This is a genomic window from Companilactobacillus farciminis KCTC 3681 = DSM 20184 (genome assembly GCF_002706745.1).
In the GTDB taxonomy this organism is placed as follows: Bacteria; Bacillota; Bacilli; order Lactobacillales; family Lactobacillaceae; genus Companilactobacillus; species Companilactobacillus farciminis.
Window position 1 is genome coordinate 248,718 of record NZ_CP017702.1, and the last position, 25,820, is coordinate 274,537.

Annotated in this window: 31 protein-coding genes and 2 pseudogenes; 20 read left to right on the forward strand and 13 right to left on the reverse strand. The window is 35.8% G+C overall.

Annotation, left to right across the window (positions count from 1 at the left end):
- Nucleotides 1-46: 46 nt before the first annotated feature.
- From LF20184_RS01170 to LF20184_RS01180, 3 genes are all read right to left on the reverse strand, one after another.
- Nucleotides 47-2,800, reverse strand: a complete 2,754-nt coding sequence (locus tag LF20184_RS01170) for a cation-translocating P-type ATPase (protein ID WP_010018881.1) — start codon at nucleotides 2,798-2,800, stop codon at nucleotides 47-49.
- Between the two features lie 160 nt (nucleotides 2,801-2,960).
- Nucleotides 2,961-4,118, reverse strand: coding sequence for an SLAP domain-containing protein (locus LF20184_RS01175; protein WP_010018880.1), 1,158 nt, complete (start codon nucleotides 4,116-4,118; stop codon nucleotides 2,961-2,963).
- Nucleotides 4,119-4,199: 81 nt separating this feature from the next.
- A complete protein-coding gene (locus LF20184_RS01180) occupies nucleotides 4,200-5,063 on the reverse strand; it encodes an NmrA family NAD(P)-binding protein (protein ID WP_010018878.1) in 864 nt (287 codons plus the stop codon).
- A 77-nt stretch (nucleotides 5,064-5,140) separates the two neighbouring features.
- On the opposite strand from LF20184_RS01180, the gene LF20184_RS01185 reads away from it, so the two are divergent.
- Nucleotides 5,141-5,890, forward strand: coding sequence for an alpha/beta hydrolase (locus LF20184_RS01185; RefSeq protein WP_010018876.1), 750 nt, complete (start codon nucleotides 5,141-5,143; stop codon nucleotides 5,888-5,890).
- Nucleotides 5,891-5,942: 52 nt separating this feature from the next.
- On the opposite strand, the gene LF20184_RS01190 is transcribed toward LF20184_RS01185, so the two are convergent.
- Genes LF20184_RS01190 through LF20184_RS01195 form a run of 3 tightly spaced genes read right to left on the reverse strand, consistent with a single transcriptional unit; the run spans nucleotide 5,943 to nucleotide 7,444 of the window.
- Nucleotides 5,943-6,593: a nitroreductase gene (locus LF20184_RS01190; RefSeq protein ID WP_010018874.1), complete on the reverse strand. Its 651-nt coding sequence runs from the start codon at nucleotides 6,591-6,593 to the stop codon at nucleotides 5,943-5,945.
- 1 nt (nucleotide 6,594) lies between these two features.
- Entirely contained in the window at nucleotides 6,595-6,912 is a 318-nt protein-coding gene (locus LF20184_RS12915) for a hypothetical protein (protein WP_235699459.1), read from the reverse strand.
- A complete protein-coding gene (locus LF20184_RS01195) occupies nucleotides 6,884-7,444 on the reverse strand; it encodes a LysR family transcriptional regulator (protein WP_235699458.1) in 561 nt (186 codons plus the stop codon). Before LF20184_RS01195 ends, LF20184_RS12915 begins: the two co-directional genes overlap by 29 nt.
- Before the next feature lie 115 nt (nucleotides 7,445-7,559).
- Between LF20184_RS01195 and LF20184_RS01200 the strand changes: the two genes are divergently transcribed.
- The 11 genes and pseudogenes from LF20184_RS01200 (at nucleotide 7,560) to LF20184_RS01250 (ending at nucleotide 14,934) form a co-directional block, all read left to right on the forward strand.
- Nucleotides 7,560-8,102, forward strand: a complete 543-nt coding sequence (locus LF20184_RS01200; protein WP_010018873.1) for a DapH/DapD/GlmU-related protein — start codon at nucleotides 7,560-7,562, stop codon at nucleotides 8,100-8,102.
- Nucleotides 8,102-8,851 carry an SDR family oxidoreductase gene (locus tag LF20184_RS01205; protein WP_010018871.1) on the forward strand — a complete coding sequence of 250 codons (750 nt, stop codon included), beginning with the start codon at nucleotides 8,102-8,104 and terminating at the stop codon, nucleotides 8,849-8,851. The genes LF20184_RS01200 and LF20184_RS01205 overlap by 1 nt, the downstream gene beginning before the upstream one ends.
- 41 nt (nucleotides 8,852-8,892) lie before the next feature.
- Nucleotides 8,893-9,759, forward strand: a complete 867-nt coding sequence (locus tag LF20184_RS01210) for an aldo/keto reductase (protein ID WP_010018869.1) — start codon at nucleotides 8,893-8,895, stop codon at nucleotides 9,757-9,759.
- Nucleotides 9,760-9,989: 230 nt separating this feature from the next.
- A complete protein-coding gene (locus LF20184_RS01215) occupies nucleotides 9,990-10,646 on the forward strand; it encodes a GNAT family N-acetyltransferase (protein WP_010018868.1) in 657 nt (218 codons plus the stop codon).
- A gap of 77 nt (nucleotides 10,647-10,723) precedes the next feature.
- Nucleotides 10,724-11,020: a type II toxin-antitoxin system RelE/ParE family toxin gene (locus tag LF20184_RS01220; protein ID WP_029606458.1), complete on the forward strand. Its 297-nt coding sequence runs from the start codon at nucleotides 10,724-10,726 to the stop codon at nucleotides 11,018-11,020.
- 14 nt (nucleotides 11,021-11,034) lie between these two features.
- Nucleotides 11,035-11,340: a helix-turn-helix transcriptional regulator gene (locus LF20184_RS01225; RefSeq protein ID WP_010018866.1), complete on the forward strand. Its 306-nt coding sequence runs from the start codon at nucleotides 11,035-11,037 to the stop codon at nucleotides 11,338-11,340.
- Nucleotides 11,341-11,419: 79 nt separating this feature from the next.
- Nucleotides 11,420-12,841, forward strand: coding sequence for a hypothetical protein (locus tag LF20184_RS01230; RefSeq protein ID WP_010018865.1), 1,422 nt, complete (start codon nucleotides 11,420-11,422; stop codon nucleotides 12,839-12,841).
- A 99-nt stretch (nucleotides 12,842-12,940) separates the two neighbouring features.
- A pseudogene (locus LF20184_RS01235) lies at nucleotides 12,941-13,809 on the forward strand (aldo/keto reductase).
- 120 nt (nucleotides 13,810-13,929) lie between these two features.
- Entirely contained in the window at nucleotides 13,930-14,223 is a 294-nt protein-coding gene (locus LF20184_RS01240; RefSeq protein ID WP_010018864.1) for a HigA family addiction module antitoxin, read from the forward strand.
- A gap of 62 nt (nucleotides 14,224-14,285) precedes the next feature.
- Nucleotides 14,286-14,654 carry a type II toxin-antitoxin system RelE/ParE family toxin gene (locus tag LF20184_RS01245; RefSeq protein WP_010018863.1) on the forward strand — a complete coding sequence of 123 codons (369 nt, stop codon included), beginning with the start codon at nucleotides 14,286-14,288 and terminating at the stop codon, nucleotides 14,652-14,654.
- Between the two features lies 1 nt (nucleotide 14,655).
- Entirely contained in the window at nucleotides 14,656-14,934 is a 279-nt protein-coding gene (locus LF20184_RS01250; RefSeq protein WP_010018861.1) for a type II toxin-antitoxin system RelB family anti-toxin, read from the forward strand.
- Between the two features lie 137 nt (nucleotides 14,935-15,071).
- Here LF20184_RS01250 and LF20184_RS01255 read toward each other — a convergent pair whose 3' ends face one another.
- Nucleotides 15,072-15,953: a LysR family transcriptional regulator gene (locus LF20184_RS01255; protein ID WP_010018859.1), complete on the reverse strand. Its 882-nt coding sequence runs from the start codon at nucleotides 15,951-15,953 to the stop codon at nucleotides 15,072-15,074.
- A gap of 111 nt (nucleotides 15,954-16,064) precedes the next feature.
- Between LF20184_RS01255 and LF20184_RS01260 the strand changes: the two genes are divergently transcribed.
- The gene (locus LF20184_RS01260) at nucleotides 16,065-16,922 is read left to right on the forward strand and encodes an aldo/keto reductase (RefSeq protein WP_010018858.1); all 858 of its coding nucleotides are present in this window, start codon (nucleotides 16,065-16,067) and stop codon (nucleotides 16,920-16,922) included.
- Between the two features lie 42 nt (nucleotides 16,923-16,964).
- On the opposite strand, the gene LF20184_RS01265 is transcribed toward LF20184_RS01260, so the two are convergent.
- Entirely contained in the window at nucleotides 16,965-17,297 is a 333-nt protein-coding gene (locus LF20184_RS01265) for a DUF1048 domain-containing protein (RefSeq protein ID WP_010018857.1), read from the reverse strand.
- A gap of 5 nt (nucleotides 17,298-17,302) precedes the next feature.
- Nucleotides 17,303-17,623, reverse strand: coding sequence for a PadR family transcriptional regulator (locus LF20184_RS01270; protein ID WP_010018855.1), 321 nt, complete (start codon nucleotides 17,621-17,623; stop codon nucleotides 17,303-17,305).
- 274 nt (nucleotides 17,624-17,897) lie between these two features.
- Between LF20184_RS01270 and LF20184_RS01275 the strand changes: the two genes are divergently transcribed.
- The 3 genes from LF20184_RS01275 to LF20184_RS01285 all read left to right on the forward strand — a co-directional run bounded on the left by LF20184_RS01275 (nucleotide 17,898) and on the right by LF20184_RS01285 (nucleotide 21,632).
- Nucleotides 17,898-20,225, forward strand: a complete 2,328-nt coding sequence (locus LF20184_RS01275) for a hypothetical protein (protein ID WP_148223955.1) — start codon at nucleotides 17,898-17,900, stop codon at nucleotides 20,223-20,225.
- A 438-nt stretch (nucleotides 20,226-20,663) separates the two neighbouring features.
- The gene (locus tag LF20184_RS01280) at nucleotides 20,664-21,428 is read left to right on the forward strand and encodes a helix-turn-helix transcriptional regulator (protein ID WP_010018852.1); all 765 of its coding nucleotides are present in this window, start codon (nucleotides 20,664-20,666) and stop codon (nucleotides 21,426-21,428) included.
- 18 nt (nucleotides 21,429-21,446) lie between these two features.
- Nucleotides 21,447-21,632 (forward strand): hypothetical protein, encoded by a 186-nt coding sequence (locus LF20184_RS01285; protein ID WP_010018851.1) that lies wholly within the window; start codon nucleotides 21,447-21,449, stop codon nucleotides 21,630-21,632.
- A 38-nt stretch (nucleotides 21,633-21,670) separates the two neighbouring features.
- On the opposite strand, the gene LF20184_RS01290 is transcribed toward LF20184_RS01285, so the two are convergent.
- Nucleotides 21,671-22,519, reverse strand: coding sequence for a LysR family transcriptional regulator (locus LF20184_RS01290; protein ID WP_010018850.1), 849 nt, complete (start codon nucleotides 22,517-22,519; stop codon nucleotides 21,671-21,673).
- A gap of 119 nt (nucleotides 22,520-22,638) precedes the next feature.
- Between LF20184_RS01290 and LF20184_RS01295 the strand changes: the two genes are divergently transcribed.
- From LF20184_RS01295 to LF20184_RS01310, 4 genes are all read left to right on the forward strand, one after another.
- Nucleotides 22,639-23,478 (forward strand): alpha/beta fold hydrolase, encoded by an 840-nt coding sequence (locus tag LF20184_RS01295; RefSeq protein ID WP_010018848.1) that lies wholly within the window; start codon nucleotides 22,639-22,641, stop codon nucleotides 23,476-23,478.
- Between the two features lie 71 nt (nucleotides 23,479-23,549).
- Nucleotides 23,550-24,218: an SDR family NAD(P)-dependent oxidoreductase gene (locus LF20184_RS01300; protein ID WP_010018847.1), complete on the forward strand. Its 669-nt coding sequence runs from the start codon at nucleotides 23,550-23,552 to the stop codon at nucleotides 24,216-24,218.
- A gap of 88 nt (nucleotides 24,219-24,306) precedes the next feature.
- Nucleotides 24,307-24,525 (forward strand): cytochrome b5 domain-containing protein, encoded by a 219-nt coding sequence (locus LF20184_RS01305; protein WP_161595643.1) that lies wholly within the window; start codon nucleotides 24,307-24,309, stop codon nucleotides 24,523-24,525.
- Nucleotides 24,526-24,585: 60 nt separating this feature from the next.
- Nucleotides 24,586-24,783 carry a hypothetical protein gene (locus tag LF20184_RS01310; RefSeq protein ID WP_010018845.1) on the forward strand — a complete coding sequence of 66 codons (198 nt, stop codon included), beginning with the start codon at nucleotides 24,586-24,588 and terminating at the stop codon, nucleotides 24,781-24,783.
- 86 nt (nucleotides 24,784-24,869) lie between these two features.
- Here the strand turns inward: LF20184_RS01310 and LF20184_RS13165 are convergent, their stop codons facing one another.
- The 3 genes and pseudogenes from LF20184_RS13165 to LF20184_RS12925 all read right to left on the reverse strand — a co-directional run bounded on the left by LF20184_RS13165 (nucleotide 24,870) and on the right by LF20184_RS12925 (nucleotide 25,789).
- Nucleotides 24,870-25,154, reverse strand: coding sequence for a WYL domain-containing protein (locus LF20184_RS13165; protein ID WP_459561637.1), 285 nt, complete (start codon nucleotides 25,152-25,154; stop codon nucleotides 24,870-24,872).
- A 99-nt stretch (nucleotides 25,155-25,253) separates the two neighbouring features.
- A pseudogene (locus tag LF20184_RS13170) lies at nucleotides 25,254-25,391 on the reverse strand (helix-turn-helix transcriptional regulator); the annotation flags it as partial.
- Complete coding sequence (locus LF20184_RS12925; protein WP_235699457.1) at nucleotides 25,370-25,789, reverse strand: helix-turn-helix transcriptional regulator; 420 nt, start codon at nucleotides 25,787-25,789, stop codon at nucleotides 25,370-25,372. The gene LF20184_RS12925 and the pseudogene LF20184_RS13170, both read right to left, overlap by 22 nt.
- Between the last annotated feature and the right edge of the window lie 31 nt (nucleotides 25,790-25,820).

Here is a 25,820-nt window from a genome sequence, read left to right on the forward strand (position 1 = left end):
TTTTTTACACAAAAAAGCCGATAGAAATTTATCTATCAGCTTATTTTTACCAAATTTTAATCTTAAAAATCTCTTTCAAACCGGACAAAATCAACGTTGGTAAAGCAGGAACGAAGATTACTGCTAAATAGATCCAAACTGGCAAAGTAGCGGTTCCCATAACTAAATTGAAGAATGGCAAAATAGTTACCAAAATAGAAGTCACTCCAGCAAACAACACTGCTACAAGAAGACGGGGGTTGCTGAAAGGATTTCTTCTGAATAAAGTGTGAGAACTTCTAGCATCGAAGACGTGCCACAATTGACCGAAAACTAGTGTTAAGAAGGCAACTGTTTGAGCCTCGTCGCTGTTTAAGCCGAAGTTAGCAGCCCATAAGAAACCAAGATAGACCATAGCCCCCATGATGGTTCCTCGAATCAATACTCGAGACCAAGTGTGATTAGCTAAGACGGATTCATTAGGATCGCGGGGATTTTCTTTCATGATATCCGATTCGGCCACGTCGTATCCTAAAGCAAATGAAGGTAGGGCGTCACTGACCATGTTGACCCACAAGACCATTAAAGCAGTCAAAGTTGGTGTATCGGCAGGAACTTGCCCGACTGTTTGGCCGAATAAAAGTAAGCCTAACAATAAAGCCAAAACTTCAGCTACGTTAGTCGTTAATTCATGTCGCATGAAATTCTTGATATTAGCATAAATTGTTCGACCACTTTTGACTGATTTCTCAATCGTAGTGAATTTATCATCTAAAAGAATTAAGTCGGCTGAGTCTTTAGTAACTTCAGTACCGTTGATTCCCATAGCGATACCGATATCAGCTACTCGTAAAGCTGGTGCATCATTGACACCATCACCAGTCATGGCTACAACTTGGTGGTGTTTTTGAAGTTGTTTGATAATACGTTGTTTGTGTTCTGGAGAAACGCGAGCGTAAATGTTAGTCTGTGGAACTTTCTTGAACAGTTCATCATCAGACATTTTTTCGATTTCACTACCATTAATGACTGGTGCGTTTTTTGATTTGATGATGCCGAGGTCAAAAGCGATAGCACGGGCAGTATTGGCATGGTCTCCAGTAATCATCACGACTTCGATATTAGCATCGTGCAATTCTTTGACGGATTGTTTAACTTCAGGACGTGGAGGATCGATGATACCGGCCACTCCGACGATAGTTAAGTCAGTTTCTAATTCCTCAGTAGTACTAGCTAGAGCTTGCTTCTTCGACAGAGGTTTAACTCCAACGGCCAGAGTTCGTAAGGCTTGATGGGCAAAGGAATTCACGATTTCCATAAAATTATTTTGGGCATCGAGTCCAGCAACCTTTTCGCCATTCAAAATGATATCTTGGCTGTTTTTCAATAACACATCGGGGGCACCTTTAGTATAAAGTTGATAACCGTCGCTATTTTTAACAATCACACTCATCATTTTACGGTCGCTAGTAAAAGGCAGTGTCCGAACAATTTCACTATTTTCTAATAACTGATCTTTAGTGATACCAGCTTTTTGTCCTAAGACGTTCAAGGCAATTTCGGTTGGATTACCAAAAGGTTTGAATTCGCCGTCTTCTTCTTTAATCACGGCTTCGTTACAAAGAACTGCACCAGTCAAGAAAACTGAATTCTTAGGTTTAATACCGTCCGGATTAGTGATCTGTCCAGTTGGAGCGTAACCTAATCCGGAAACATCGAAGACGGCATTTCCATCGTAAAATTTCGTAGCAGTCATTTCATTTTGAGTTAAAGTCCCAGTTTTGTCGGAACAGATGTAGGAAGTACTACCGAGCGTTTCTACACTGTCGAGTGATTTGATGAGACCTTTATTCTTGGCCATTTTACTGGCACCGATAGTTAAAACAATTGATAAAACAGCAGGTAAAGCATCAGGAATAGATGCCACTGCTAGGGCAATTGAAGTTGATAATACTGAGGTAATAGAGTTGATACTCAATTCTCCAGCACGAATGATGCCGATGATAAAAGTTAAAATTACGATTCCACCAGAAACTTTCATCAAAGTTTTAGTTAATTTATTAATAGTATTTTGTAGTGGGGAAACTTTGTCATCGACCGATTCAATCAATTTGGCGATGTTACCTAATTCAGTGTTGGCGCCAATTCCCACGACGATCCCGACACCTTGACCATTGACAACTGTTGATCCGGAGTAACCCATATTGGAGCGGTCGCCGAGTTGAGCATCTTGATTAATGACGTCAGTACTTTTTTGAATGGCATCGGCTTCACCAGTCAGATGGGATTCGATAACTTGGAGCTCGTCAGTTTGGAGCCAACGAACATCAGCTTCAACGAAATCGCCCAATTGAACTTTTAATAAATCGCCGACGACAATTTCACTAGTCGAAATACTTTGCCATTCACCATCTCGAAAGACAGTCGCTGAACGGTCATTCATTTCTTTCAGGGCATCGAGACTTTTTTGAGCGCTGATTTCTTGCCAAAAGCCTAAAAAGGCATTGATGATGATTAAAATTAAAATTGCGATAGCTTCATATAGAGACTCAAAACCGTGTTGGGGATTAGGTTGGGTTTGAAAAGCATAGATGGAACTAGCAAACGATAAGATGACGGCACCTAACAAAACAATAACGATGGGTTCTTTAAAACTACGCAAAAAAATCTTCCAATAGGGGTCATTTTGCTTTTCGGGTAGCTTGTTTTCTCCATAGAGTTTTCGATTTTGTTGGACTTGGTCGTTGATTAAACCAGTGTTTTCATCAACTAGGAGTTTGTTTAACACTTCATCTTTAGTTTGTTGGTAAAACTTCTTCATAAATTCAGTCCTTTCAATTTTAGGCCGAAAAAAAGCGCAAACTTCAAGAAACTTCCTTACCCTCGGAAGTGTTATCTTGAAAGCTTGCGCTCAACCTAGTTATATTTATCTATAAGACAATTGTATCATTTATTTAAAAAACACGCCAATCAGGTGTTTGCTAGATAGCATCTTTAGAAATAAATTTGGTATTAGGATCTGTTCCCGTGAAGTTATAAAGTTGTTGGAAAGAACTCAATGTATCGTAATTCCAGTCAGCTTCAAAGGCAGCATCTTTGTTAGTAATTCCAAGACCAACATTTGGACCACTGTAAATCAAAGCAGCACGGTGACCGAAATGTCCGGATTGTCCTGGTGTGGAGTAGTTATTATCTTCATCGTACCAACTCTTGAGCATGAAGTAGGCAGCATCTTTGTCAGATTTAACACCAGCATATTTCATGTAGTCGAAGCCACCACCTTCGAGGTTTTCAGACATATCTCTGTCAGCTGTTGAGTGATCAAGGTTAAGACCATCTTGTTGTTGAGCACGTTGTGTAGCGTAGCTCATCAAGTCTTGAGATAGTTGGACTGGAGCTGTGCCGTTAGCCTTGTGAAGGGCATTTAGATAGGCAACGAAGTACTTGTTGATTTGACTTAGATTAGGTTGATAGTCAGAAGTATTTTGGTTGGAACTAGTGTTGTTATCGTTGTTAATGTCAACATTAGTTGAAGTGTTGTTATTATTATTTGTATTTGTATTGGTATCAGTGTTTGTATTCGTATTTGTGTTGCCTTGAGTATTGATACCAAAGTCAGCCACATAAGTAGCTTGAGGAACTGGCATGTTGAAAGCCATATTTAAACCGTCGGCGTATTCGTGTGTGGAAACTTGAGCAAAGTATTGGCCTAGTTTGTTGACGATGATTTTACCGACTAGCCATGAAGAACCGTTAGCTAAAACACGGTTGGACATTGAATTAGTATCATCACGATACAATTGAGCGTTACCACCAATGATCTTACCAGCTAATGATTTTTGAACTGTTGGAACGTTAACAGTGTATGAAGCATCCGCAGCGTTTAAGTATTCGTTTGTAGCTACTTGATAGTACATTTCATCATTGATATCGACGATTTTGCCGACAGCCCATGCTGAATTAGCTGCTAAAGCTCGATTGTGGATCAAGGCCCCGTTAGCAGTGTATAAATTAGCTATCTTGTTTGCTGAGACTGTGGCAACTCCGGCAGCCTCGGCATCTTTTTGAGACATTACCAAAGCTCCAGTAGTAGCCATTGCCAAGGCAGCAATGATTGTAGCTGATTTTCCAAATTTCATAAAAAAAATCCCCCTATAATTTTTTCCTAAGTATAGGATGATTTAATCATAGGTTGATTTTATAAATATTTCAATACGATTTTAGATAAAATAATTACGATAATCTTCGACGTAATCCTTGATATTTCTAGGTTTGTGTCCGAGGACCTTTTTTGCGGTATCGGTGACTTCTTTGGCGTTACCTAGTTGGGTAATTAAGTAGAGCATCACCATCACGTTGACAAAATCTTTTTTGAGGCCGCGTTTTAGCATTGTTTGGCGAAATTTTAATAGACTAGGTTTGCTATAAGTAATGTTAACTCCTAAAACTTGGGTCATAACTTGGGCAATTTCTTGGTAATTCAAGGTTTGAGGACCAGTGATATTGAGTTTTTGGAAGAGATATTTGTCGTCGAGCATTGTGATACCAGCAATTTCACCGATGTCACGAGTATCGATGAAACTTGTTCGAGAATTTCCGGCTGGAATGAAGAGGTCATGGTTATTTTTGATGTCAAATAGATGAGTCGTGTCGAGATTTTGCATGAAGAAACTTGGACGAATGAATGTGTAAGGAATATTTAGTTTGAGAATCATCTGCTCAATTTGATGGTGCGGTGTCATAGGATTTTTCTCAACACCTAATAGTGAAACGAAGACGATTTGATCGATAGCTTGGCTTTGAACATAACGCAAGAATGGCAACATGTCTTGTTTAGGATGTCCCAATTGTGGTGGACGTACGAAGAAAACCTTTGATACACCGTCAAAAGCATCAGCAAATGTAGTGCTGTCCAAAAAATCAAACTTCTTAACTACAACATTTTTCATACCTTGGAATTTTTCTTGAGCCTTGTCAGGATTGTGTGATCCAGCTACGATTTGAATATTTGCTTGTTTGTTTAAGAACTCTATCAATGGAAAACCGATATTTCCAGTTCCCCCGATGATTAAAAATTTTTCCATTATCCCACCTCAATACAATTATTTTTATCTCTATCATATATCTTTTAGTATTAGAATAATCAAAAGGAGTTGGAAAAATGAAAGTAGAAATTAAACGGGATGGATTAACTTTACGAGGGGATTTCGTTAAACCACAAACAGATAAATTTAATTTGGTTATTTTGATGCATGGCTTTACTTCTAATCGGGGGATGGAACCTAGTCAACTATTGTATCAACTATCTCAACGCTTTGTGGCCGAGGGATTAGCGACATTACGTTTTGATTTCAATGGTCATGGCGAAAGTGACGGACGCTTTCAAGATATGACAGTCTTGAATGAAATTTCTGACAGTAAAGCTATTTTGGATTATGCTCGCAGCCTTGAAGGTGTCGAAAATATTTACTTGTTGGGCCATTCTCAAGGTGGAGTTGTGGCTAGTATGTTGGCTGGTTACTATCCTGAAAAAATTGCTAAGTTAGCTTTGTTGGCTCCAGCCGCAACTTTAAAAGATGATGCTCTAAAAGGTGACACTCAAGGCTATACTTATGATCCAAAAAGTATTCCTGATACTTTACCTATCAAAAAGGGTTTGATATTGGGTGGTTTTTACTTACGAACAGCTCAAACTTTGCCGATTTATGAAATTGCCAGTCAATATCACGGACCAGTCTGTTTAGTTCATGGTTTGAAGGACACTGTAGTAAATAATATTGCTTCAAAGCGTTACGATGACTGTTATACCAATGATAAATTGCATTTGTTAGATGATGCAGATCACGGATTTGAAATTAATAACTCTCGTCAAGAAGCTTTGGATATTGCGACAAAATTCATGTTGGATTAAAAAAATAAGCCTTGTTAGAATGTAGTATTTTCTACAATCTAGCAAGGTTTTTTTAGTCTTTAATTTTCAAAATATCATCTACGGGCACACGTTTTGAGCGATAAGTATTGATGATTGAATCTTGTGCGTAGCCAATTGCGATACCGACAACCAAAGTTTCATCATCAGGAATATCGGTAAATTTTCTAACGACATCAGGGAAACGAACGCTAGTGTAATTAGGAATCGTGTCGAGGCCTTTGTCTTGAGCGGATAACATCAAAGTTTGGCTGAAAGCTCCAGCATCGAAAATTGACCATTTTGATGAATTTTTCGGAATCGTAATGAAAAGCATAGCCGGAGCGCTGTATAAGTGAGAACTAGCAAAACTCATTTTCTCGTGAGCTTGATCAAAGTCGTCAAAGTGGTGCACTATTTCGTGACGCCATTGTTTCATATTAGTTTGAGCGGCTTTACTCCAATCTTCTCGGTGCATGACGGGGAAATCAGGATATCCCTTTTGAGAGTCTTTGTCTAAATAAGCTTGCTTAATATTTTCCAAAGTTTTACCAGTAGCAGCGTAGACTTTCCAAGGTTGGGAGTTGACCCATGAAGGAGCTTTTTGAGCTTCTTGAACAATTTCTTTGATTAAATCAATTTTGACCGGTGTGTCTTTGAAATCACGGACAGAATGACGATTGTTGAGTACTTTTTTAAAATCCATATTAAACTTCCTTTTTAGCGATATTTTTGCGTAATGTTTCTAAGAATAGTTTACCAACAGTTGGTAAGTTACGGCTTTTGTTCCAAATAATTGTATTAGGTTCGGTTAATTGTGGTTTCAACGGACGAAAAACTAGTCCATCGATTGAAGTCGTGTCGGTTAATTTGTCGTAAGTCAGTGCCATACAAGCACCAGTTTTGACTAATAAAGCAGCGTTGAAGATCAAATTATAAGTTCCGACAAAGTTGAACTGCTCAATCAAGCCGTTACTCCAATCTTGGAAAGTTTTTTTACCTTGGACTTGGCGAGATACTTTCATGACTGGCTAGTGGTTCATCTCGTTTCATAATAATTCCCCAACGGTCTTCGGCAGGTAATTGTAAAGTATTGTAATTATCGAGTTGACGGTGTCCCATGATGATACCAAATTCTAAGATACCACTACTCAAATCGGCTTGAATCGTTTCAGCGTCGCCACTTCTAAAGTTAATGTGAACTTCAGGATACTTGTGCATGATATCTTTGATAGTTTCCATGACACAATTTAGCGCCATACTTTCACCAGCACCGATATCAAGTGTGCCACTGACGACATCTTGTTTTTGAAGATTATAGGTGGTCTTATTTACTAACGCCAAAATTTCTTGAGCTCGTTCGAACAAGTAATATCCATCAGGCGTCAATTGCAGTTGCCTTTTGCCACGGATGAAGAGCTTGGTTCCCAGTCTTGTTTCTAATTCGTTGATCTGTCTGGACAAAGCCGGTTGAGAAACGTGCAACATTCGAGCAGCTTTTGACATATTTTGTTCTTGAGCAATCTTGATAAAGTATCTCAAAACTCTAATATCCATTGTCACACCTCTATTATAATTAAATGTTATAGATAACCATTATTAATGAGTATTTAACATTATAATAATCAGTTCGTATAATAAATTCAACCGTTAAGAGAAACGAGGTATTTTGTTGAAATCACAAATGAATCTAGGTACAAAAGCCTATGAACAGATTGAAAAGATTGTTCCGATTAATCAGAAATTAGTCCAAGAACTAAATACTGGTGTTCACAGTGGTGATGAAGTTCGTCAAACTGTTAGCCAAATCATTAATGAAAAAATAGACCCATCGACTGAAATTAGATTACCATTTTGGACTGATTTTGGTCGCAACTTACACATTGGAAAAAATGTTTTTATCAATTCAGGTTCGATGTTCACTGATATGGGTGGCATTTACTTGGGAGACAACGTCTTGATTGGACCTAATGTCACGATTGCTTCAGTCAATCATCGCATTGATCCTGAGCAGAGACGTCATTTGGATTTAAAGTCAGTTTACATTCACGACAACGCTTGGATTGGCAGTAATGTCACAGTTATACCAGGTGTCGTTATTGGTGAAAATTCTATCGTTGGTGCTGGGGCAGTGGTCACTAAAAATGTTCCCGCTAATACCATCGTCGGTGGTGTACCGGCACAAATTATTAGAACTATTAAAGGAGAAAATTAATGAGTTTACAAAATAAAGTAGTAGTAATTATGGGTGCTTCAAGTGGAATTGGTGCTGCCACAGCTAAATTGTTAGCTTCAAAAGGTGCTAAGGTTACAATCGCAGCTAGAAGAATGAATCGTTTGGAAGAAATCAAACAAGCAAATCCTGATAGTGATATTTTGGCAGTTGAAGCTGATGTTACTAAGGCTGAAGAAGTTCAAAATGTCGTCGATCAAACTGTTGCTAAATTTGGACGTGTCGATGCTCTTTACAACAATGCTGGAATCATGCCGGTAAATAACTTAGACCAAATTGCACAAGATGAATGGCAAAACATGCTCGATATTAATGTTAAAGGTGTTCTCAATGGAATCGCAGCTGCTTTACCAGTTATGAAAAAGCAAAAGAGTGGTCATATCATTACAACATCTTCAGTTTTAGGTTATGAAGTATTGCCAGGTTACGCTGCTTATTCAGGAACTAAGTATGCTGTTCGAGCAATCATGGAAGGACTTCGCCAAGAAGAACATCAAAATAATATCAAGACTACTATTATTGCTCCAGGATCTGTTAAGACAGAATTGTATAAGTCTGTTAATAATGGGGCGGTTCATGACGGTTTGGAAAAAGTTATGCAAGCTTCAGGAACACAAATGACATCATTAGATCCAGAAGAAATTGCTCAAGCGGTAGCTTTTGTCATTGATACACCAAAGAATATGGCTGTTAATGAAATGGTAATTCGTCCTACAGGACAAGAAGTTTAATAAAAATATATAATACAAATGATACAAAGAGGAGAAATTTTATGTCAATTTTTGATGAAACATTCACAATGAACAATGGAGTTAAGATTCCAAAACTAGCTTTAGGAGTTTGGGAAATTCCTGATGATAAGGTAGCTGACGCCGTTAAATCTGCTGTTGAAATCGGTTATCGTCACATCGATACTGCTCAAGCTTATGGCAATGAACGTGGTGTTGGTGAAGGTGTTAAAAACGCTGGGATTTCACGTGATAAGTTATTCGTTAATTCTAAAGTTGCGGCTGAAATTAAGAACTATGATGAAGCTAAGAAGTCTATCGATGAAACTTTGGAAAAGATGGGCTTGGATTATTTGGATATGATGATTATCCACAATCCTCAACCTTGGAAAGAAGTAAATCAAGGCAATGACCGTCACTTTGAGGGAAATTTGGAAACTTGGCGTGCTATGGAAGATGCTGTTAAAGCTGGTAAATTAAAGACTATCGGTGTTTCTAGCTTCCAAAAAGAAGACTTGGACAATTTGATCAAGAATTCTGACACTAAACCCGCTGTTAACCAAGTCCAAATTCATATCGGTGATACACCAAGTGATTTGATTAAGTATTCTCAAGATAACGGTATTGTTGTTGAAGCCTTCTCACCAATTGCTCACGGTGCTGCTATGAATGATGAAACAATCAAACAAATGGCTGCCAAATACAATGTTTCTGTTCCACAATTGTGCATTCGCTATGATTGGCAATTAAATGTTGTCGTTCTACCAAAGACAGCTAACCCAGATCACATGAAGTCAAATGCTGATATCGACTTTGAAATTTCAGCTGAAGATATGAAGACTTTGGCAAAGATTGACCAAATGAACTATGGAGATGCCAGTGCTTATCCAGTATTCGGTGGTAAAATCTAGAGCAACGTGTTATCTTTAAGATAATAAAAATTCAGGAGAAATGCTTGATGATTGTATCTAAGTAAGGATTATAAAATTTGAACAAAGAAAAATAGCTTTCTTTGTTGTACCCAAATTGCCTTACAGATATTATCAAAGTATTTTGATAAAAGTCCTTAAGTGCAGTTTGTCGACTGCACTTTTTTTGTATTCTGAGAGGCGATTTACTAATTAAAAAGGAATATAAAAAATTGACTAAACAAATTAAATTAAGACTAGAAACAAAATCAGATTATAAGAAAACAGAAATCATGTTGCACAACGCTTTTTGGAATGAATTTCAACCAGGCTGTGTCGAACATTATTTGATGAATAAAATTAGAAAACATCCTCGTTTTGTATCGGAATTGGACACGGTCGCAGTAGTAGATGATGAAATTGTCGGTTGTGCCGCCTTTTTGGAAGATAAAATCCAAGGTGACGATGGCAAAACACATTCTATTTTGTGCTTGGGACCTTTGGCAGTGGCACCGGAGTATCAACAAAATGGCCTCGGTGGACGATTGATTGAGCATTCGAAAAAACTAGCTTTGGAATTAGGTTACAACGGGATTATTTTGTACGGAGATCCTAATTATTATAGTAGAAAAGGATTTGAACCAGCTAAGAATTACAATATTAGAATGGCTAACGACAAATTTGCGACAGTTCTACAAGTTGTTCCATTGTATCAAGATGCTTTAAAAGATTGTGCGGGTAGATACGTTGAAGATAAAGTTTATGGTGTGAACCAAGCCGAAGTGGATGCCTTTGATGCACAATTTCCTTTCAAAGAAAAAGTGACTAATAATGCTTCACAATTACATTTTCAGAAGTTGATTGAGTCGCAGGATGTGGAATTGGGATAGTATTTTGAGAGTTTAAAAATGATTCAATTAAATATATCGTAATTTAGTTATGAAGACTAAATGTGATAGGTTTAAAGATGAAAATTATTTTTAAGAACCGGAAACTAGAAAATGAGTGTTTGAATCCAAAAATTACAACGCGAAGATATGGTGTCAAAATGTCTTTAAAAATTAAGCAAAGAATTGTTGAAATTAGAGCAGCGGATACGGTAGAGCAATTAGTTGAATTTTCTATTGGAAGATGTCATCCTTTGCATGGAAGCAGAATGGGAGAATACGCAGTTGATTTAGTACATCCATTCAGAATGGTTTTTACAAAAGTTAATGGTGTGAGTAAGACTGTATGTATCATAGAAATAGTAGATTATCATTAGTCGGAGGTATCAGGATGTTTTCATATGGGAAAGACACAATTGCCGTAGCACCGGGGGCGACAATTTACGAACAAATAGTAGACCGAAAAATCACAATTAGTGACTTTTCTCAAAAAATAGGTATGAACAAAAAAGATACCGAGCAACTATTTACTGGGAAAATAGAAATTACGCCTGAGATTGCAAACAAATTGACCAAAATTTTAGGTATACCAACTACTTTTTGGCTTAATATGGAAGCCCAATATCGTGATGATCTTAAACAAATCAAATTAGAACAAAAAGATAGTGGATGTAATTTTTCTAAAATAGAGAATTAAACGGGAAGAGATGGAATTTTTAAGTTAAATTTCATCTCTTTTTGATATCTTTCGGTATCCTATCACTAGGAGAAAAAATATGAAAAAAAGACATTTATCAGATATAACATCAGATTTTTTAAAAAGTGAAGAATATTTTAGATTGAGTAGTCAATCCAAAGAAAATGCTCGAGCTTTAGTGAAGGGTATTGGAGATACAGCAGAATATACTGGCCATGGAGATTATACGAAATGGGATGCTGATTTTATTGCTCCTTTTACGTTGGGATTGATAAAGAATTTAAGTGATGAAACTCAATATTCTTTAGAATGGTTCAATATGACTTATGAGATTTTAAAAGCAGTTTTGAAATTTTTGGCCAGAACTAAACAGGTGAAAATATCAGCTGTTAAGATGGATAATTTACTTCAACTTATTGAATCACAAACTCTGTTTGAAGAAACCGATGGATTTATCTTAGAGCCAGAATATCAAGATCCATATTTACCACAATGGACACCTCACGTGGCAGATGACATTTCTACTTATGTTTCACAATGGTTGAAACTTTATGAAGAAAGCTCAGCTTGGAATAAACGTCCTAAAGGTGTAGATAAAGGCATGATAGAAATTTTAATGAAGTTGATGGCGGAGAGTGCCTATAATGTTTACCGGAAAACTCCCAAAACTTGGACCAAATTTGTTATTTGTGAGGTAATGAGAAATCAATTTGTAGAGAAGTTAGATTTGAGTGTTGATGAGTATAAATTGATTGTTCCCGCGATGTCTTCAATGTTAGATTATCTTGGTGAAAGAGCATTACTTAATTCTAAAAAGGTTGAAAGTTATAAAAGATATTTAGCAGCTGGTGAAGCTGACATGTTGGAAGCCGCTAAGGACCCGGGAAATTATGGTGCTAGCAAATTGGTTTATCAAGAAATGCAGCGTCGTGGCCTTGATATTGACAATAGGGCTGAAGTTGAAAAATTCATTCAAGAAGTAAATGATAATGGCGGCATTGACAGCCTTTTGCCAAAAGAGATAGTTGATAAGCATAACTTTACTGAAGAAGAAATGCGTTTTGTTTTGAATCATCCGGAACATCTGGATAGTATCATTGATAGGTTTTCAGTTGGTTTAGAAGAAATTGCAGATGAGCATATTAGTGTACACAACAATCATCGTTGGAGCAGAAAGCAATTTGAACGAATTGAGCGTAATGGTATAAAAGATGGCATAAAATTATGGCTTGATAAGGATAAATATAAATTACCTAAATATATGAAAGCTATTGATGCTATGGCATACGTCGTTTCACTAGAAACAAGAATATATGCAAGAACTTTAGAAATACCGAAAAATTGGTCGATAGAAACTTGGCAAATGATTGCTGGTTCCTTTGATTCTGGAATGGTAAAAGAAAAAACTATCGTAAGAGCGCTAGTTCAATTTAAAGCAGATGAAAGAGTTATTGATCAAATATTAGCAAATCAGATTTTGAATCTTTTTGCTGAAAAGTAGTATACAGTGAATGCATACTACTATGTTATTTTAGTAATTTTTTAATCATGAATTACGTCTTATACTAGTCACAACGAATAAACAAGAAGAGGTAATTACATGACAAATATTCCTACATTCAAATTAAATGACGGTACAGAAATTCCATCATTTGGTTTCGGTGTTTTCCAAATTCCTGCAGACGGAACTACTTATAAGGCAGTCAGCGATGCTTTGAAACTTGGTTATCGTCACATTGATACAGCAGTCGCTTACTTCAATGAACAAGAAGTCGGCAAAGCTATCAAAGACAGCGGCATCCCTCGTGACCAAATTTGGGTAACTTCCAAAATGTGGCTCCAAGATTATGCCTATGAAGATGCTAAAAAGGCGATTGATCTTTCACTTAAAAAATTAGGCTTAGACTATATTGATTTATATTTGATTCACCAACCATATGGCAAAGTTGATGAAGCTTGGAAGGCTATGGAAGAAGCTAAAGAAGCCGGCAAAATTCGTTCAATCGGTGTTTCCAACATGACTCCTAAGATTTGGAATGAATTTGTTCCTAAATTTGCGACATGCCTAGTGTTAACCAAGTTGAATTTGACCCATACTTCCAACAAAAGGAACTACGCCAAATTATGGCAAAAGCACACGTGACTCTAGAAGCATGGGGTCCACTTGGTCAAGGTAGTAAGGAATTGTTCAGCGAACCATTGTTGAATGACCTAGCTAAGAAATATGGTAAGGATGTTGGACAAATTATCCTACGTTTTGAACATCAAGAAGGTGTGATCGTCTTTCCTAAGTCAGTTCACGAAGCAAGAATTAAATCTAACAAGGATATCTTTGATTTTGAATTAACTTCAGATGAAATGGATGCAATCAGAGCCTTAGACCGTAATGGTAAAGGTATGCACAATCCTGATGCACCCGGTGTTGAAGATATGTTGTTGAATGCTTTTGATGTCCACGCTAATGATTAGTAATAGATAAGAAGAGAGCTCTCAGATTTTTATGTCTGGGAGCTCTTATTTTGTATAAAAAAATTGAATGTACATGAGATACGTGTATAATAAAAATAATTAAAAATGTAGGAGATGTGTATGGATAAAATTACAACACCTAAAATTAGTGAAATCCTGAAAGAGGAATTTATGAATCCTTTGAATCTTTCTGCATATGCACTGGCCAAGAATATTAATGTACCGACTTCTAGAATACAAGACATCCTTCATGACCGGAGACAAATAACCGTTGATACTTCCATTAGATTAGGAAGATTTTTTGGAGTATCTGATAAATACTTTTTAAATTTACAAAATGATATTGATTTGCGAAATGCTGAAGAAACTAAGGGTGATGATTATCGTCAAATCAAGCAGTTTCGAATCAATTAGCAAATGTGTTATATTATGAATGTAAATTAGTTCAAACATAGACGTAGAAAGAGAGCAAACTTGTGGCATATGAAATAGTTTTCTATGAAGATGAAAATGGTTTCAGTGAAATAGATGATTATCTACGGCAATTAGATAAGAGTAATCAGAAAAATGATAAAATTCTGTTGAGAAAAATTATTCATCAAATGAATATGTTGGAATTACTTGGAAATCAATTAAAAGAACCACAATCCAAATTCTTAAAGGGATATAGATATCCAATTATGGAACTGCGTCCGATGCCAGAACGTATATTTTACGCTATTTGGAATGGAAATAAGTTTGTTTTACTACATCATTACACTAAAAAACAGAATAAGACTAGTACTAAAGAGATAGAAAAAGCATTAAGAAAACTTGATGATTGGTATAATCGGAAAGGAAGATAATATGACCACATGGAAAAAATTCAAGAAATCAATCACCTCTATTCCAGAAGATGAAATGACAATTATAGATACCTTAAGCTATTTGCAATCAGAGAGAATTAGAAGAGGTATAAGTCAAAAATATTTAGCAGAAAAAATTGGCATGAAACAGCCACAATTAGCAAAAATTGAAAGGATGGAATCAGTTCCCTCACTAACAACTTTAAATCGATATGCACATGGACTAGGCTTAGAAATAAGAATGCAAATCATCCCAGAATCTAAATTAACAAGTAACTAAAAGAGCCGTGCAGTTGAAAATGCAAGGCTCTTTTATATTCATAATAAAATGTAATAGGACATAAGTATTTAACATGAAAGTCATTTCCGCTTAAAATAAATCTAATCTAAAACATAGAATGTCACAATTTCAAAAGACTAGCTTAAATATTTACTCCAAGAAGCAGACATTGTCTTAAGAACAGGTGCAACTTGCCTTTTGTTGGTTTTTAAATAAGCAGCGTAAAAATCCATTTTACTAGCTTCATCGCTGATAGGAACGTTGATTTGGTCGTGGTCGGAGAAAGTATCATCGGGATCAATTTTAGAAATATTAGTTGTGAAGTAAGGGAAATCGGAATACTTAGTAATTTCAGAAAAAGCCTCACGTTGTTCTTGATAAAGAAACTTAGCATCAGGAATCTTGCCTTCAGCGACTTTTTTCCAAACACCAATATCTGATAGGACGATGAAACTCAAACCTTTCAAATCATCAAATGAAACTGATTTCTTATTAGCTAAGAGTGTGAACTGGTTAAGGTTGACGGATAAACGTTCAGTTCCAATGTATAATGATTCAATTTCGTCAGTCATGAGTTCTTGATTAGTCAAAATGAATGAGTGGTCGTGATTCAAAAGCTTTCCGGAAACATCCTTTGTATCCATTAACTTGTGATCTAAGTCGAGATTGGCATCAGCTAGTTTGGATGATTGTAACTTTTTCAATAAAATCAAAGGACCAGGAGCAACTGAACCGACCTTGATATTTTTGTGATTGTAATCATATTTTTGAACTGTTTCGATTAATTGGTTATTTCGATCGATGACCTTTTGAGCTTCTTTAGCAGCCAATTCACCAGTTTTGGTCAAAGTAATTCGATTAGGTTGCCGATCAAAGATTTGTACGCCTAGTTCATCTTCTAATTTTTGCATCCCTCGAGTAACTGTCGGTTGAGTCACCAATAAGTGTTGAGCTGTAGCAGCTAGAGTACCGTATTTTTTTAAAGCAACGAGTTCTTCTAATAAGTAGTTATCTATCATTTTGCACCTCACAGTATACATTGAACGTATGGTAGCATATCAAACAAGTAATTTTCAAATGATAACCATGATTATAAAATGTAGTCATCAGCTAAAAGAAGAGGTAGTAAAATGCAAAACGTTAAATTAAACAATGAAATGGAAATGCCCCAATTAGGTTTTGGAGTTTTCCAAATAACTGACTTGGAACAATGTAAACAAGCAGTTTTAACAGCTATCAAAAATGGTTATCGTTTGATTGATACAGCCGCTGCTTATCAAAATGAAACCGCCGTTGGGGAAGCTATCAAAGAATCTGGCGTTAATCGTGAAGACTTATTCATCACTTCAAAATTGTGGGTTTCAGACTTCACTTATGACCGTGCCAAAAAGGGAATCGATACTTCTTTAAAAAATCTTGGCTTAGATTACCTTGATATGTATTTATTACATCAACCATATGGCGATACTGTTGGTGCATGGAGAGCTTTGGAAGAGGCCCAAAAAGAAGGTAAGATTCGTGCTATCGGGGTTTCAAACTTCTATGCCGATCAATTGAAGGATTTGGAATTGACAACTAGCATCAAACCAGTCGTTAACCAAATCGAAGTCAATCCTTGGTATCAACAACCTTCAGAAGTAGATTTCGCCAACCGAGAAGATATCCGCGTTGAAGCTTGGGCACCATTTGCTGAAGGAAAACATGATATTTTTACTAACGAAACGATTGCTAGAATTGCCAAGAAATACAATAAGACTAATGGTCAAGTAATCCTTAGATGGCTCTTGCAACGTGGTATCGTGGTCATTCCTAAGTCAGTTCACGAAGCTAGAATTAAAGAAAACATCGATGTCTTTGATTTTGAATTGAGTGCTGACGATATAAAAGTTATGAGTAGTTTGGACAAAAACGAAAGTCAATTCTTCGATCACCGTGATCCGGTTACGATTGAACAAATCTTTGGTTCAAGTTTAGCTAAATTGAAGTAATTAAAAATCCTGCTAGAAATTAATCTAGTAGGATTTTTTGAGTTAAATTAAAGTTTTGATTTGGTTGCGTAATTTATTTTGACTAGTAATTAACCATAAGTCATCGGGATATTGCGACATGATGTCGTCACAGAATTTCACTGGATCGTCTCCGATGATATTTTTAACAGGTACCTGCTCTTCAGCATTTTCTTGGAATATTTCGAGCATTTCTTGTTGTACTTTCAAAAAGCCATCACCCTTGGCAAAGTTCCACATATATTTTTCAAGTGCTTCAAAAGTTTCTTTGTAAGGGGAGGGTAGTTCAGCAGCTTGTTTCTTAAAAGCTTTATATTCTTTTTTGTCGCCGATAATCTTTTTAAAAAAATTTTCCATGTTAGTTAGTTCTCCTTTAATTGTTCCATTTTCTCAGCTAGGAAAGCCCATTTTTCCCAGAATGTTTTTAGATATTTTTCGCCATCAGTAGTTAGACGATAGAATTTTCTAGGTGGACCGACTTCTGATTTACGTTTTTCACTAGTGATGTAGCCATTTTTTTGAAGCCGTAAGAGGACAGTATAGACGGTTCCTTCAACGATGTCTTCAAATCCTAGGTCGATCAAGTAGCTGGTGATTTCGTATCCGTAGGTTTCGCCTTTACTGATGTGTTGCAAGACGATACCTTCGAGTGAACCTTTGAGTAATTCGGTAAAACCTTTCATTTTGTTACCTCGTTTTTATGGTACTTAGTGTTACTAAGTATATGTATATAGTAATACTAAGTAGTGAATAACACAAGCATATATAAATTATAAAAGTAAGTTATTTTAATAGAGATTTTGTTGATTGATATGCTAAATATTAATTAAAAATATTAAAAAGTTTTATAATAAAGCCAGTTTAATAACATGTGGTCGTTGGGGGATGAACTATATGAGGGCAAAAAAGCAATTTTTTTACATAGTATTAGGTATGAGTCTTTTTATAATATTTTTTTTGAAGACGGATGATGCTTCAGCTAGTCCTACGACATTACATCCATTTGATTCTAACCTTGTTCCTAGTGGTATAGCAGGAGATAAATTATTAGATCCATATGACCTAAAAACAACAACGGTCTTTCGTCCACTTACTTACGATGATGGAAATAATAAAGGTAATAACAATTTATTTATAAATAAAGATAAAAATTCTATCAGTCCAATTAACAATGGCTTTTCCAGTAGTCCCATAAATCATGGTGGCAGTTATATTAGTTTATGGGGTAAAAGTGCTAAAGCTGGTGTTTTATGGAGCAATGATGCCTATAAGATGGATTTGGATAAAGATCAGTATTTTTCTTTCTGGATTTGGGGAGGAGATACAGATACGACATCTAATTACTCTACGGGGGGTCTAACTTTTTCAATTCAAAATGATCCTCGTCAGCAAAATGCTTATTCATATGATAATGTTTCGGGAACTTTAAATAGTAATGATAGTATCAAATTGGCTCCTGATGAAACCTTTGGTATGTATGCTGCAGATGACAATGCGCCACATCTAGGTAATGTAGTACAAAATAGTTGGTCTTTAAACTTGGATAATCGGATTAATAGTAGTGGCCAAATCAATGATTCTTTTGACAAAGGTGTTTATCAAGGGGTTCCAACTACGGGTCAAATTTATATTTCTACTAGTTATCCCGGTGATAGCAGTAGTTATTTGCCAACCACTACTTCGATAGGAACTACTGCGTATACTTTAGCTCGTAATCAAGTTGATATTAGTAATATAAGTTATGCTAATGGAGTAGGAATGTGGCATCATTTAAGATTACTTTATCAAGCTCCTAAAGATGATGGCGATAAAGGTACTATGACATATTGGTTTAATGACATTTATGAAGATGGTAGTTCTAACACTAATTCTGGAACAGATTCAGTAGATACTCAGGCTAATCCTAGACGAATAGAACGTACGGTTTCAATCGATTTAAATAAATTGGATTTAACTAAAAATGCTGATGGCAAACGATTGGCTAGATGGGGTATTACTTATCGCGTTGATAGTAGCAAAGGCAGCAGTGATATGGTTATTGAAAATGCTTCTCCGGTTATGAATGTTTCTGTTGATCCAGAAGTAATTGATGTAACACAAGATAATCGAGTTCTGACTGAAGACAATGATTATGTCAACTCTGGTGATAAGTTGATTTTTAGAAATACTCTCAGTTATAACCGAGGAGTTACTGATTGGACTAATATTAGTGCGGTTGTCGGAGTACCTACTGGTACAAATTTAAATACAACTGATTATGGTTCAGTTACTTATGGCAAAACTAGTCCAACAACTGTTGCTATTAATAAACCGACAGTCTCCGACAATTATTTGCAATATAAATTAACAAAAGGAATCGCTGCTTCTGATACAGCAACCACCGCTTCAAAGGCAGTTGTAGATGTTAACATGACCGCTCAAGCAGCCGATAATACTGAAATTAAGGTCCCTGGTATCAGTAGTTATTTCAATGGTGATTATTATATTGGAAGAACGACATCTAAAAGTTTTATTATTCGAGGCAAACAAGTTAAAGATTTACAATTATCTTCTACTACGTCTGATCCAATCAAAGCTTTCCCTAGTGGCAATGTAGAGATTAACGGTTCTTTAAAATATAAAGATAAATCGACATTTGTTAATCCTGGGGCAGAGGTTTATCTATCGATCAATAATCAAACGGCTAAACAAATCAATGTTCCAATAAAAAATATTGGTGATACCGAGTTAGATATTTCGGATGCTATCTCTAAAGAATTGACCAGTGAATTACAAAATGATCAGTTAAATACGGGAAATAACACTTTAACAATTTATGCTAGGGATTCATTGGGAAATAAGTCAAATACCCTTACTTTTACGATTGATGTAGTAAATAAATCAGCCGTTTTGCAATTAAATACTGAAGGGTATTCTTTTAAAAATATTAATGCTTTTTATAAAGGATTAGTGGGCCGAAAAGGTGATTGGAAAGTTAATGTTAATTCGGTAAATACTAATTGGAATTTGACTGCTAGCGCCAGTTTGTTAACTCAAGAAAATAGTTTTGATAAGACAATTGATACATTTAATGGCAATATAGTATATAAATCAAATCAAAATATTGAAGCTATGGGTGAACCAATTGAAATTGCTCGATCGGATGGTGATTCTGAAACAGGAACAACCATTATTGGACAAAATTGGTTGCCAAGTGAAGGGATATTACTACAATCTAATGGAAAAACTAAACAAGGAGGAAAATATAAGGGAACGATTAATTGGGATTTAGTTCAAGGACCATAAAAAATTCTAAGTAAGGAATATCGTATAATCAATTTCGATTATGCGATTTTTCATTGCTCCAGTATTTCAATACCTAATATCTTCTTGTAAAAAAATTGATATATGTTGCTTAAATTCAATAGGAGGGGGAGGTATGAGCGTTTTGTCAGCATTATCTCAGCAAGTTCCTTATTATTGGGTGTAATTAAATATTAAGGCGTGTTTCTTGTATTCAAACAGAAGCATGCCTTTTTTATTATTAGTAAAAATTCAATTATCTTTTTTCTATTTGATACTAAATCAAGTTTTTTAATACTTTAATTATGTATAATTCCTTTTTACAAGCGACACTTTTTGAATGATGGCATTGGGCCAAAAAATGGCGTACTTGTTCAGAAAATTGTTATGATGATTTAATCATAAGTAAATTTATATTAATGTAAAAAGGAGGGTACGAAGATGGATGATTTGTTTTATACGCGATATTTAAATCATCTTAAATCGTATGTTCACCAACAACCTGAGAAAAAAGCACTGATTTTGTTGGGATATATTCAAAGAGATTTTTTACGCTATTATCGTCGGGGTATGTTGGTAGAAGGATTTGAATTTATCAAAAATAATATAGATAAAAATAAAGATTTAATAAGATCTTTGACCGCTGCACAAAAGACTTCACAAATGCACAGTTTTATCGATGATTTAGCTCACGAAGGGATTCAAAATCATGTGGAAATTTATCCTTTCTTAGAGTTACAACAAAGGTATCACAATCTCCTGCGTGATCAACCAGTAGACGATTACTTAGAATGGGTACAACGGGTCATTAATAGTTTTAGTTCTTTGATGAAAGTGGATAACCTATCTTTTTCTAGTAGACTGGAATCGACTTTGGATATTATTTATTATATTAATACGAATGTTTATCATAAGGTAACGGTAAAAGATGTCCTGATACATGCAAATCAATATTGCAACCCAGCAAAAGCACAACGAGATTTCAGGGATGAAATGCAGATGTCTATCAGTGAATTTATCGGCGTTCAAAAAATGCGAGCGGCACAAGAATTGTTGAGAAGTACGGATAGTACAGTTAAGAAGATTGCTGAGAAATTAAAATTCTATGATTTGAATGATTTCTCTAAGCAATTTAAAAGAAAAGTAGGGATGTCGCCTTTGGAATATCGGAAGACTATTTTTAGAAAAGTCTTACCAGATAATTAGAGTTGGAGGAAAAGGGAAATGTTAAATGCAGGTATCGTGTTTTTCGCGATTGGTGTAATTCTAGCGGGTATTGCGACTATCAGTTTCAAAATCAGAGCTATCGCTAATAAGAGAGCTTGGGGTGGAATTACCGTACCATTTGGAATTTTTGGTGCGATTGCACTTGTGATTGGTGTTATTTTGATTGTTATAACTAGAAATTAATAATGTTATATAAAAAAGGATTGAATCTGTACTAAGATTCAATCCTTTTTATCTAGTATTTTAATAAATTCTTGAAATGATTGTGTCATAATGTGGTCTTTTCGATAAGTAAAAGAAACTGGCAAAGTTGAAAAATCTTTGGGTAGTGGAATTTCTTTGATAGTTCCTTGATCCAAATAAGGTTGAACTACTTTTGTAGGCAATAAACTAATGCCCAATCCCGCACTGACACTGGCGACAATGGCGTTGAGATAATTAAACTCAATTGGATGATGAATCATGATTTGCTTAGAATCGAGATAACTTTCCAAAGTTTTACGATAGGCACAACCGACTGGAAATACTAACAGGGGCGCATTGTCGATATCCATTTCCGTATTTGGAGCGACTAATGATAATTGTTCATCCATTAAAGGAATAGTAGCGAGCTTATTTTCACTAACGCGGCCCCCAATGATAGCACCGTCTAATTCATAATTGAGAACCCTCTTGGCACTTAACAAAGTTGTCCCCGTGGCAATCGACAGTTCAACTTGCGGATTTTGTTGGTGAAATTTGGAAAGTATTTCTGGCAAAAAAGTTGAAGCGGCAGTCTGAAGGGTGCCAATTTTGAGATTTCCCTGAATGTTTTTGGGATGTTTTAATTGATCGATTGCATCATTAGTCAAACTGATAATTTTGATAGCTCGGGTGTAAAATTCTTTGCCGGCATCAGTTAACGTGATACCACGGTTATTTCGATAAAATAATTGTGTATTTAAGTCAGCTTCTAATTGGCGAAGTTTAGTGGAAATATTAGATTGAGCATAGCCTAATTTTTCAGCAGCACCGGAAATACTGCCAGTTTGTGCAATTGTAATGAACATTTCTAAAGTATTGGTATTCATAATTTGCTCCTGATATCTGTTTTTGATATATCAAAGTTCTCATTATCGTAGTTTATTATATATCCAAATGACCATATACTGAACTTGTAAGTTAATTCAAATAAACGAGGTCATTAAAGATGAAATATTCAACAGTTAAAGTAAATGGATTGAACGTCTTTTATCGTGAAAGTGGCGACAGTAATAAACCAACATTTCTACTACTACACGGTTTTCCTACGGCTAGTCACATGTTTAGAAATTTGATGCCAATCTTAGAGAATGATTTTCACGTCATCGCTCCAGATTTCATCGGCTTTGGTCAATCAGATGCGCCAGTTCATACAGAATTCAAGTACACATTTGTCAATTTGACGAATTACGTTGATGGTTTCTTAGATGCAATGAAGATTGATAAATTCTACATGTACGTTTTCGACTATGGAGCACCGATTGGTTTTAATTTAGCTGTGAAATATCCAGATAGAATTCTTGGTATCGTCAGTCAAAACGGCAATATTTATCAAGAAGGTCTCGGTTCGAAATGGGAAGGTCGCAGGAGTTATTGGGCAAATCCTACTGAAGAATTACGAGAAAATTATAAATCAGCCTTTAAACCGGAGACAATTATCGGTCAATACACTGGTGGTGAAAAAGCAGGCAGCGTTTCTCCAGATGGCTACACATTAGATATTCACTATACTGAATCACCTGATTATGCAGAGAGACAGTCAGATTTGATTTTCGATTATCAAAGCAACGTTGCTAATTATCCTAAATATCAAAAATATGTCCGTGAGTATCAACCAGAAATTATCGCTGCTTGGGGTAAAAATGATCCCAGTTTTGTTTATCAAGGAGCTCAATCTTTTACAAAGGATGATAAGAATACAGAAGTTCATTTGTTAGATGGTGGTCACTTCGTTTTGGAAACACATTATCAAGAAATTGGTCAATTAATTTTGAATAAATGGGCATAATCAAGAAAATGACATCGTAATGGTGCCGTTTTTTTGTTTTATAATTATAATCGAAGTGAGGGGGCAATATTATGACAACAATAGTAATCGGTGCAGATAGTGGTGTCGGCTTGGAAGTCGCTAAATCATACGGACAACACGGTCAAAAGATAATTTTGGTATCACGTGACCAAAAGAAGTTGAACGCTGCTACTAAAGAATTGCGCAAAGAACATATTGCGGCCGCCAACTATGCTTGCGACGTCAATGATTTTGCGGGCACAGATAAAATGATTCAAGAACTAATTATGCGAGATGGAAAAATTAATAATTTAGTCTTTAACGTTGGAAATAAGCACTTGGATAATGCATTGTCCAGTACCGTCGGTTTGATTGGGGATATTTTTGAAACTAACGTTTTGAGTGCTATCAATGCGGCTAAATCCTTTATTGAGAGTACTAATCCCAATTTGCCACGTTCAATTATTTTCACTGGTGGTGGAGCAGGAATTCGTCCATCTGATAAAGCTTCAACGTTGTCTTTGACTAAAGCCGCTTTGAGAAGTTACGCCTATACTTTGCACAAAGAAGTCGCTACTGATGATATCTTTGTCGGTTTAGTGACTATTCAAGGAATCATCGGTTCATCAGACAAAATGGCTCCGGACAAAGTTGCTCAAACGTATTGGGATTTGTTGGAAAAACGTGATCAAGTGGAAGCCTTCTATCCAGAACACGTTTCCCATTCTGAATTTGAATGAGCATATAACATGTTGCTTGTATAGGAACGTGTAATAATAAGGATGTAAATAGAAGGAAAGTGAGGTTGTAGATGTGCCAGATAAGCAAATGACGTTAGACGAATTAAAGAAGTTTGATGGAAAGGAAGGTCGACCTGCCTATGTTGCAATTGATGGGATTATCTATGATGTTACTGATGTTGGTCCTTGGCAAGGTGGAAAGCACCATGGAAATGTCGCCGGTCAGGATCTCTCAGAAGTAATTAATCACGCACCACATAAGCATTCAGTTTTAGCTAAGTTAAATGAAGTTGGAAAATTAAAATAAGCAAAAAATCATGTTAATAAAGTTATTAGCATGATTTTTTCGTCGTGGAGGATTTGTAAAATGAGAAAAATTTCGGTTCCCAAAAGCATAAAAGCTGAAGATTTAGAATACGATGTTTTCCAAGGACGGTTTGGGGAATTGGTTTATTTAAAGAAAATCGCTAATCCTTTTGAAGACGAGAAATTTCTTAGTACTCATGATCTTACACAAAAGGAAGCATTCAGTGGCCCACTAGTTGGGAAAGAAATTCTTGATTAAATTCATTTTTAAACAGTCATAATCAAGAGCTTTTAACATCAGCATAGCTATTCGACATCATTTGGGATTAAATGATGTCGAAAAAATCAATATTGTGCGATTATCCGTTTCAATTCAGCTAAATAGGCATCTTTGAGTTCTTGCGGATAGTTGATTTTGACGTTGTTTCCAAGAGTAATTAAATACTGGACCATGTAATCAAATTCTTCCTGATTGTAGCCACCATATAAATAGTAGACTTTGTTCACTTTTTTGAGATACATGTTGGGATAATTGTTCTTGTAAAACAGTTCCACACCAAGTTTGGTCAAAGTGCATTCGAATTTTATATCGTGGTAATTTTTTTCATAATCATTTTGGATTTTTTGCATTTGATCGTGGGTCAAAGTTTCTTGAGTAGAATTGAATTGGCAGTGGGTGATGTTATCGCAACGATAAGTCGCCCATTTTTTTGTACTAAAATTATAAATATTACAAAACCAGATTCCATGACGATAAAGTAAATCAAAAGCTTGAATGGTCTGTTCTTGCGATTGGTAAACGATATCGAGAGCTTTTCCTTCTAAAATTGAGTTGAGAATGGAATCTAAAAATTGTGGTGTCGAGATAGAAGGCGTCTTGTAATAGTGGACTGAGTTTTGTAACTTTGTGACTGCATCTTGTTGATATTTGGCAGAGTCGCCATTAACTTGTCATAAATGTGTTTGTAAGACTTCGCAAATGGGGTGGCGGAAAGGGAAGTCAGAGCATTCAAGGCAAAGAAAATAGCGTTGATCTCTTCCAAGTTAAAAGTAATTGGAATCAACAATTCCTTACTGATTAAATGGTAACCACCGTAGCGGCCATTTTCGGTGTAAAAACTTAGTCCCATTTGTTCTAAGTCAGATATATCTCGCAAAGCTGTTCGTTTAGAAATATGAAATTCTTCTACTAAATCAGTCACGTGGAAAATATTCTTATTGCTGAGAAAGATTAATTCTTGATTGAGTCGATTTGCTTTATCCATCTTTTTCTCCAATAGTGCCATACTTTGTCAT

What these genes read in the sequence shown, in the direction of transcription:
- LF20184_RS01170 (WP_010018881.1), bottom strand. Translation starts at nt 2,800, where the DNA reads ATGAAGAAGTTTTACCAACAAACTAAAGATGAAGTGTTAAACAAACTC.
- LF20184_RS01175 (WP_010018880.1), bottom strand. Translation starts at nt 4,118, where the DNA reads ATGAAATTTGGAAAATCAGCTACAATCATTGCTGCCTTGGCAATGGCT.
- LF20184_RS01180 (WP_010018878.1), bottom strand. Translation starts at nt 5,063, where the DNA reads ATGGAAAAATTTTTAATCATCGGGGGAACTGGAAATATCGGTTTTCCA.
- LF20184_RS01185 (WP_010018876.1), top strand. Translation starts at nt 5,141, where the DNA reads ATGAAAGTAGAAATTAAACGGGATGGATTAACTTTACGAGGGGATTTC.
- LF20184_RS01190 (WP_010018874.1), bottom strand. Translation starts at nt 6,593, where the DNA reads ATGGATTTTAAAAAAGTACTCAACAATCGTCATTCTGTCCGTGATTTC.
- LF20184_RS12915 (WP_235699459.1), bottom strand. Translation starts at nt 6,912, where the DNA reads ATGAAAGTATCTCGCCAAGTCCAAGGTAAAAAAACTTTCCAAGATTGG.
- LF20184_RS01195 (WP_235699458.1), bottom strand. Translation starts at nt 7,444, where the DNA reads ATGGATATTAGAGTTTTGAGATACTTTATCAAGATTGCTCAAGAACAA.
- LF20184_RS01205 (WP_010018871.1), top strand. Translation starts at nt 8,102, where the DNA reads ATGAGTTTACAAAATAAAGTAGTAGTAATTATGGGTGCTTCAAGTGGA.
- LF20184_RS01210 (WP_010018869.1), top strand. Translation starts at nt 8,893, where the DNA reads ATGTCAATTTTTGATGAAACATTCACAATGAACAATGGAGTTAAGATT.
- LF20184_RS01220 (WP_029606458.1), top strand. Translation starts at nt 10,724, where the DNA reads ATGAAAATTATTTTTAAGAACCGGAAACTAGAAAATGAGTGTTTGAAT.
- LF20184_RS01225 (WP_010018866.1), top strand. Translation starts at nt 11,035, where the DNA reads ATGTTTTCATATGGGAAAGACACAATTGCCGTAGCACCGGGGGCGACA.
- LF20184_RS01230 (WP_010018865.1), top strand. Translation starts at nt 11,420, where the DNA reads ATGAAAAAAAGACATTTATCAGATATAACATCAGATTTTTTAAAAAGT.
- LF20184_RS01240 (WP_010018864.1), top strand. Translation starts at nt 13,930, where the DNA reads ATGGATAAAATTACAACACCTAAAATTAGTGAAATCCTGAAAGAGGAA.
- LF20184_RS01250 (WP_010018861.1), top strand. Translation starts at nt 14,656, where the DNA reads ATGACCACATGGAAAAAATTCAAGAAATCAATCACCTCTATTCCAGAA.
- LF20184_RS01255 (WP_010018859.1), bottom strand. Translation starts at nt 15,953, where the DNA reads ATGATAGATAACTACTTATTAGAAGAACTCGTTGCTTTAAAAAAATAC.
- LF20184_RS01260 (WP_010018858.1), top strand. Translation starts at nt 16,065, where the DNA reads ATGCAAAACGTTAAATTAAACAATGAAATGGAAATGCCCCAATTAGGT.
- LF20184_RS01265 (WP_010018857.1), bottom strand. Translation starts at nt 17,297, where the DNA reads ATGGAAAATTTTTTTAAAAAGATTATCGGCGACAAAAAAGAATATAAA.
- LF20184_RS01270 (WP_010018855.1), bottom strand. Translation starts at nt 17,623, where the DNA reads ATGAAAGGTTTTACCGAATTACTCAAAGGTTCACTCGAAGGTATCGTC.
- LF20184_RS01280 (WP_010018852.1), top strand. Translation starts at nt 20,664, where the DNA reads ATGGATGATTTGTTTTATACGCGATATTTAAATCATCTTAAATCGTAT.
- LF20184_RS01285 (WP_010018851.1), top strand. Translation starts at nt 21,447, where the DNA reads ATGTTAAATGCAGGTATCGTGTTTTTCGCGATTGGTGTAATTCTAGCG.
- LF20184_RS01290 (WP_010018850.1), bottom strand. Translation starts at nt 22,519, where the DNA reads ATGAATACCAATACTTTAGAAATGTTCATTACAATTGCACAAACTGGC.
- LF20184_RS01295 (WP_010018848.1), top strand. Translation starts at nt 22,639, where the DNA reads ATGAAATATTCAACAGTTAAAGTAAATGGATTGAACGTCTTTTATCGT.
- LF20184_RS01300 (WP_010018847.1), top strand. Translation starts at nt 23,550, where the DNA reads ATGACAACAATAGTAATCGGTGCAGATAGTGGTGTCGGCTTGGAAGTC.
- LF20184_RS01305 (WP_161595643.1), top strand. Translation starts at nt 24,307, where the DNA reads ATGACGTTAGACGAATTAAAGAAGTTTGATGGAAAGGAAGGTCGACCT.
- LF20184_RS01310 (WP_010018845.1), top strand. Translation starts at nt 24,586, where the DNA reads ATGAGAAAAATTTCGGTTCCCAAAAGCATAAAAGCTGAAGATTTAGAA.
- LF20184_RS13165 (WP_459561637.1), bottom strand. Translation starts at nt 25,154, where the DNA reads ATGCAAAAAATCCAAAATGATTATGAAAAAAATTACCACGATATAAAA.
- LF20184_RS12925 (WP_235699457.1), bottom strand. Translation starts at nt 25,789, where the DNA reads ATGGATAAAGCAAATCGACTCAATCAAGAATTAATCTTTCTCAGCAAT.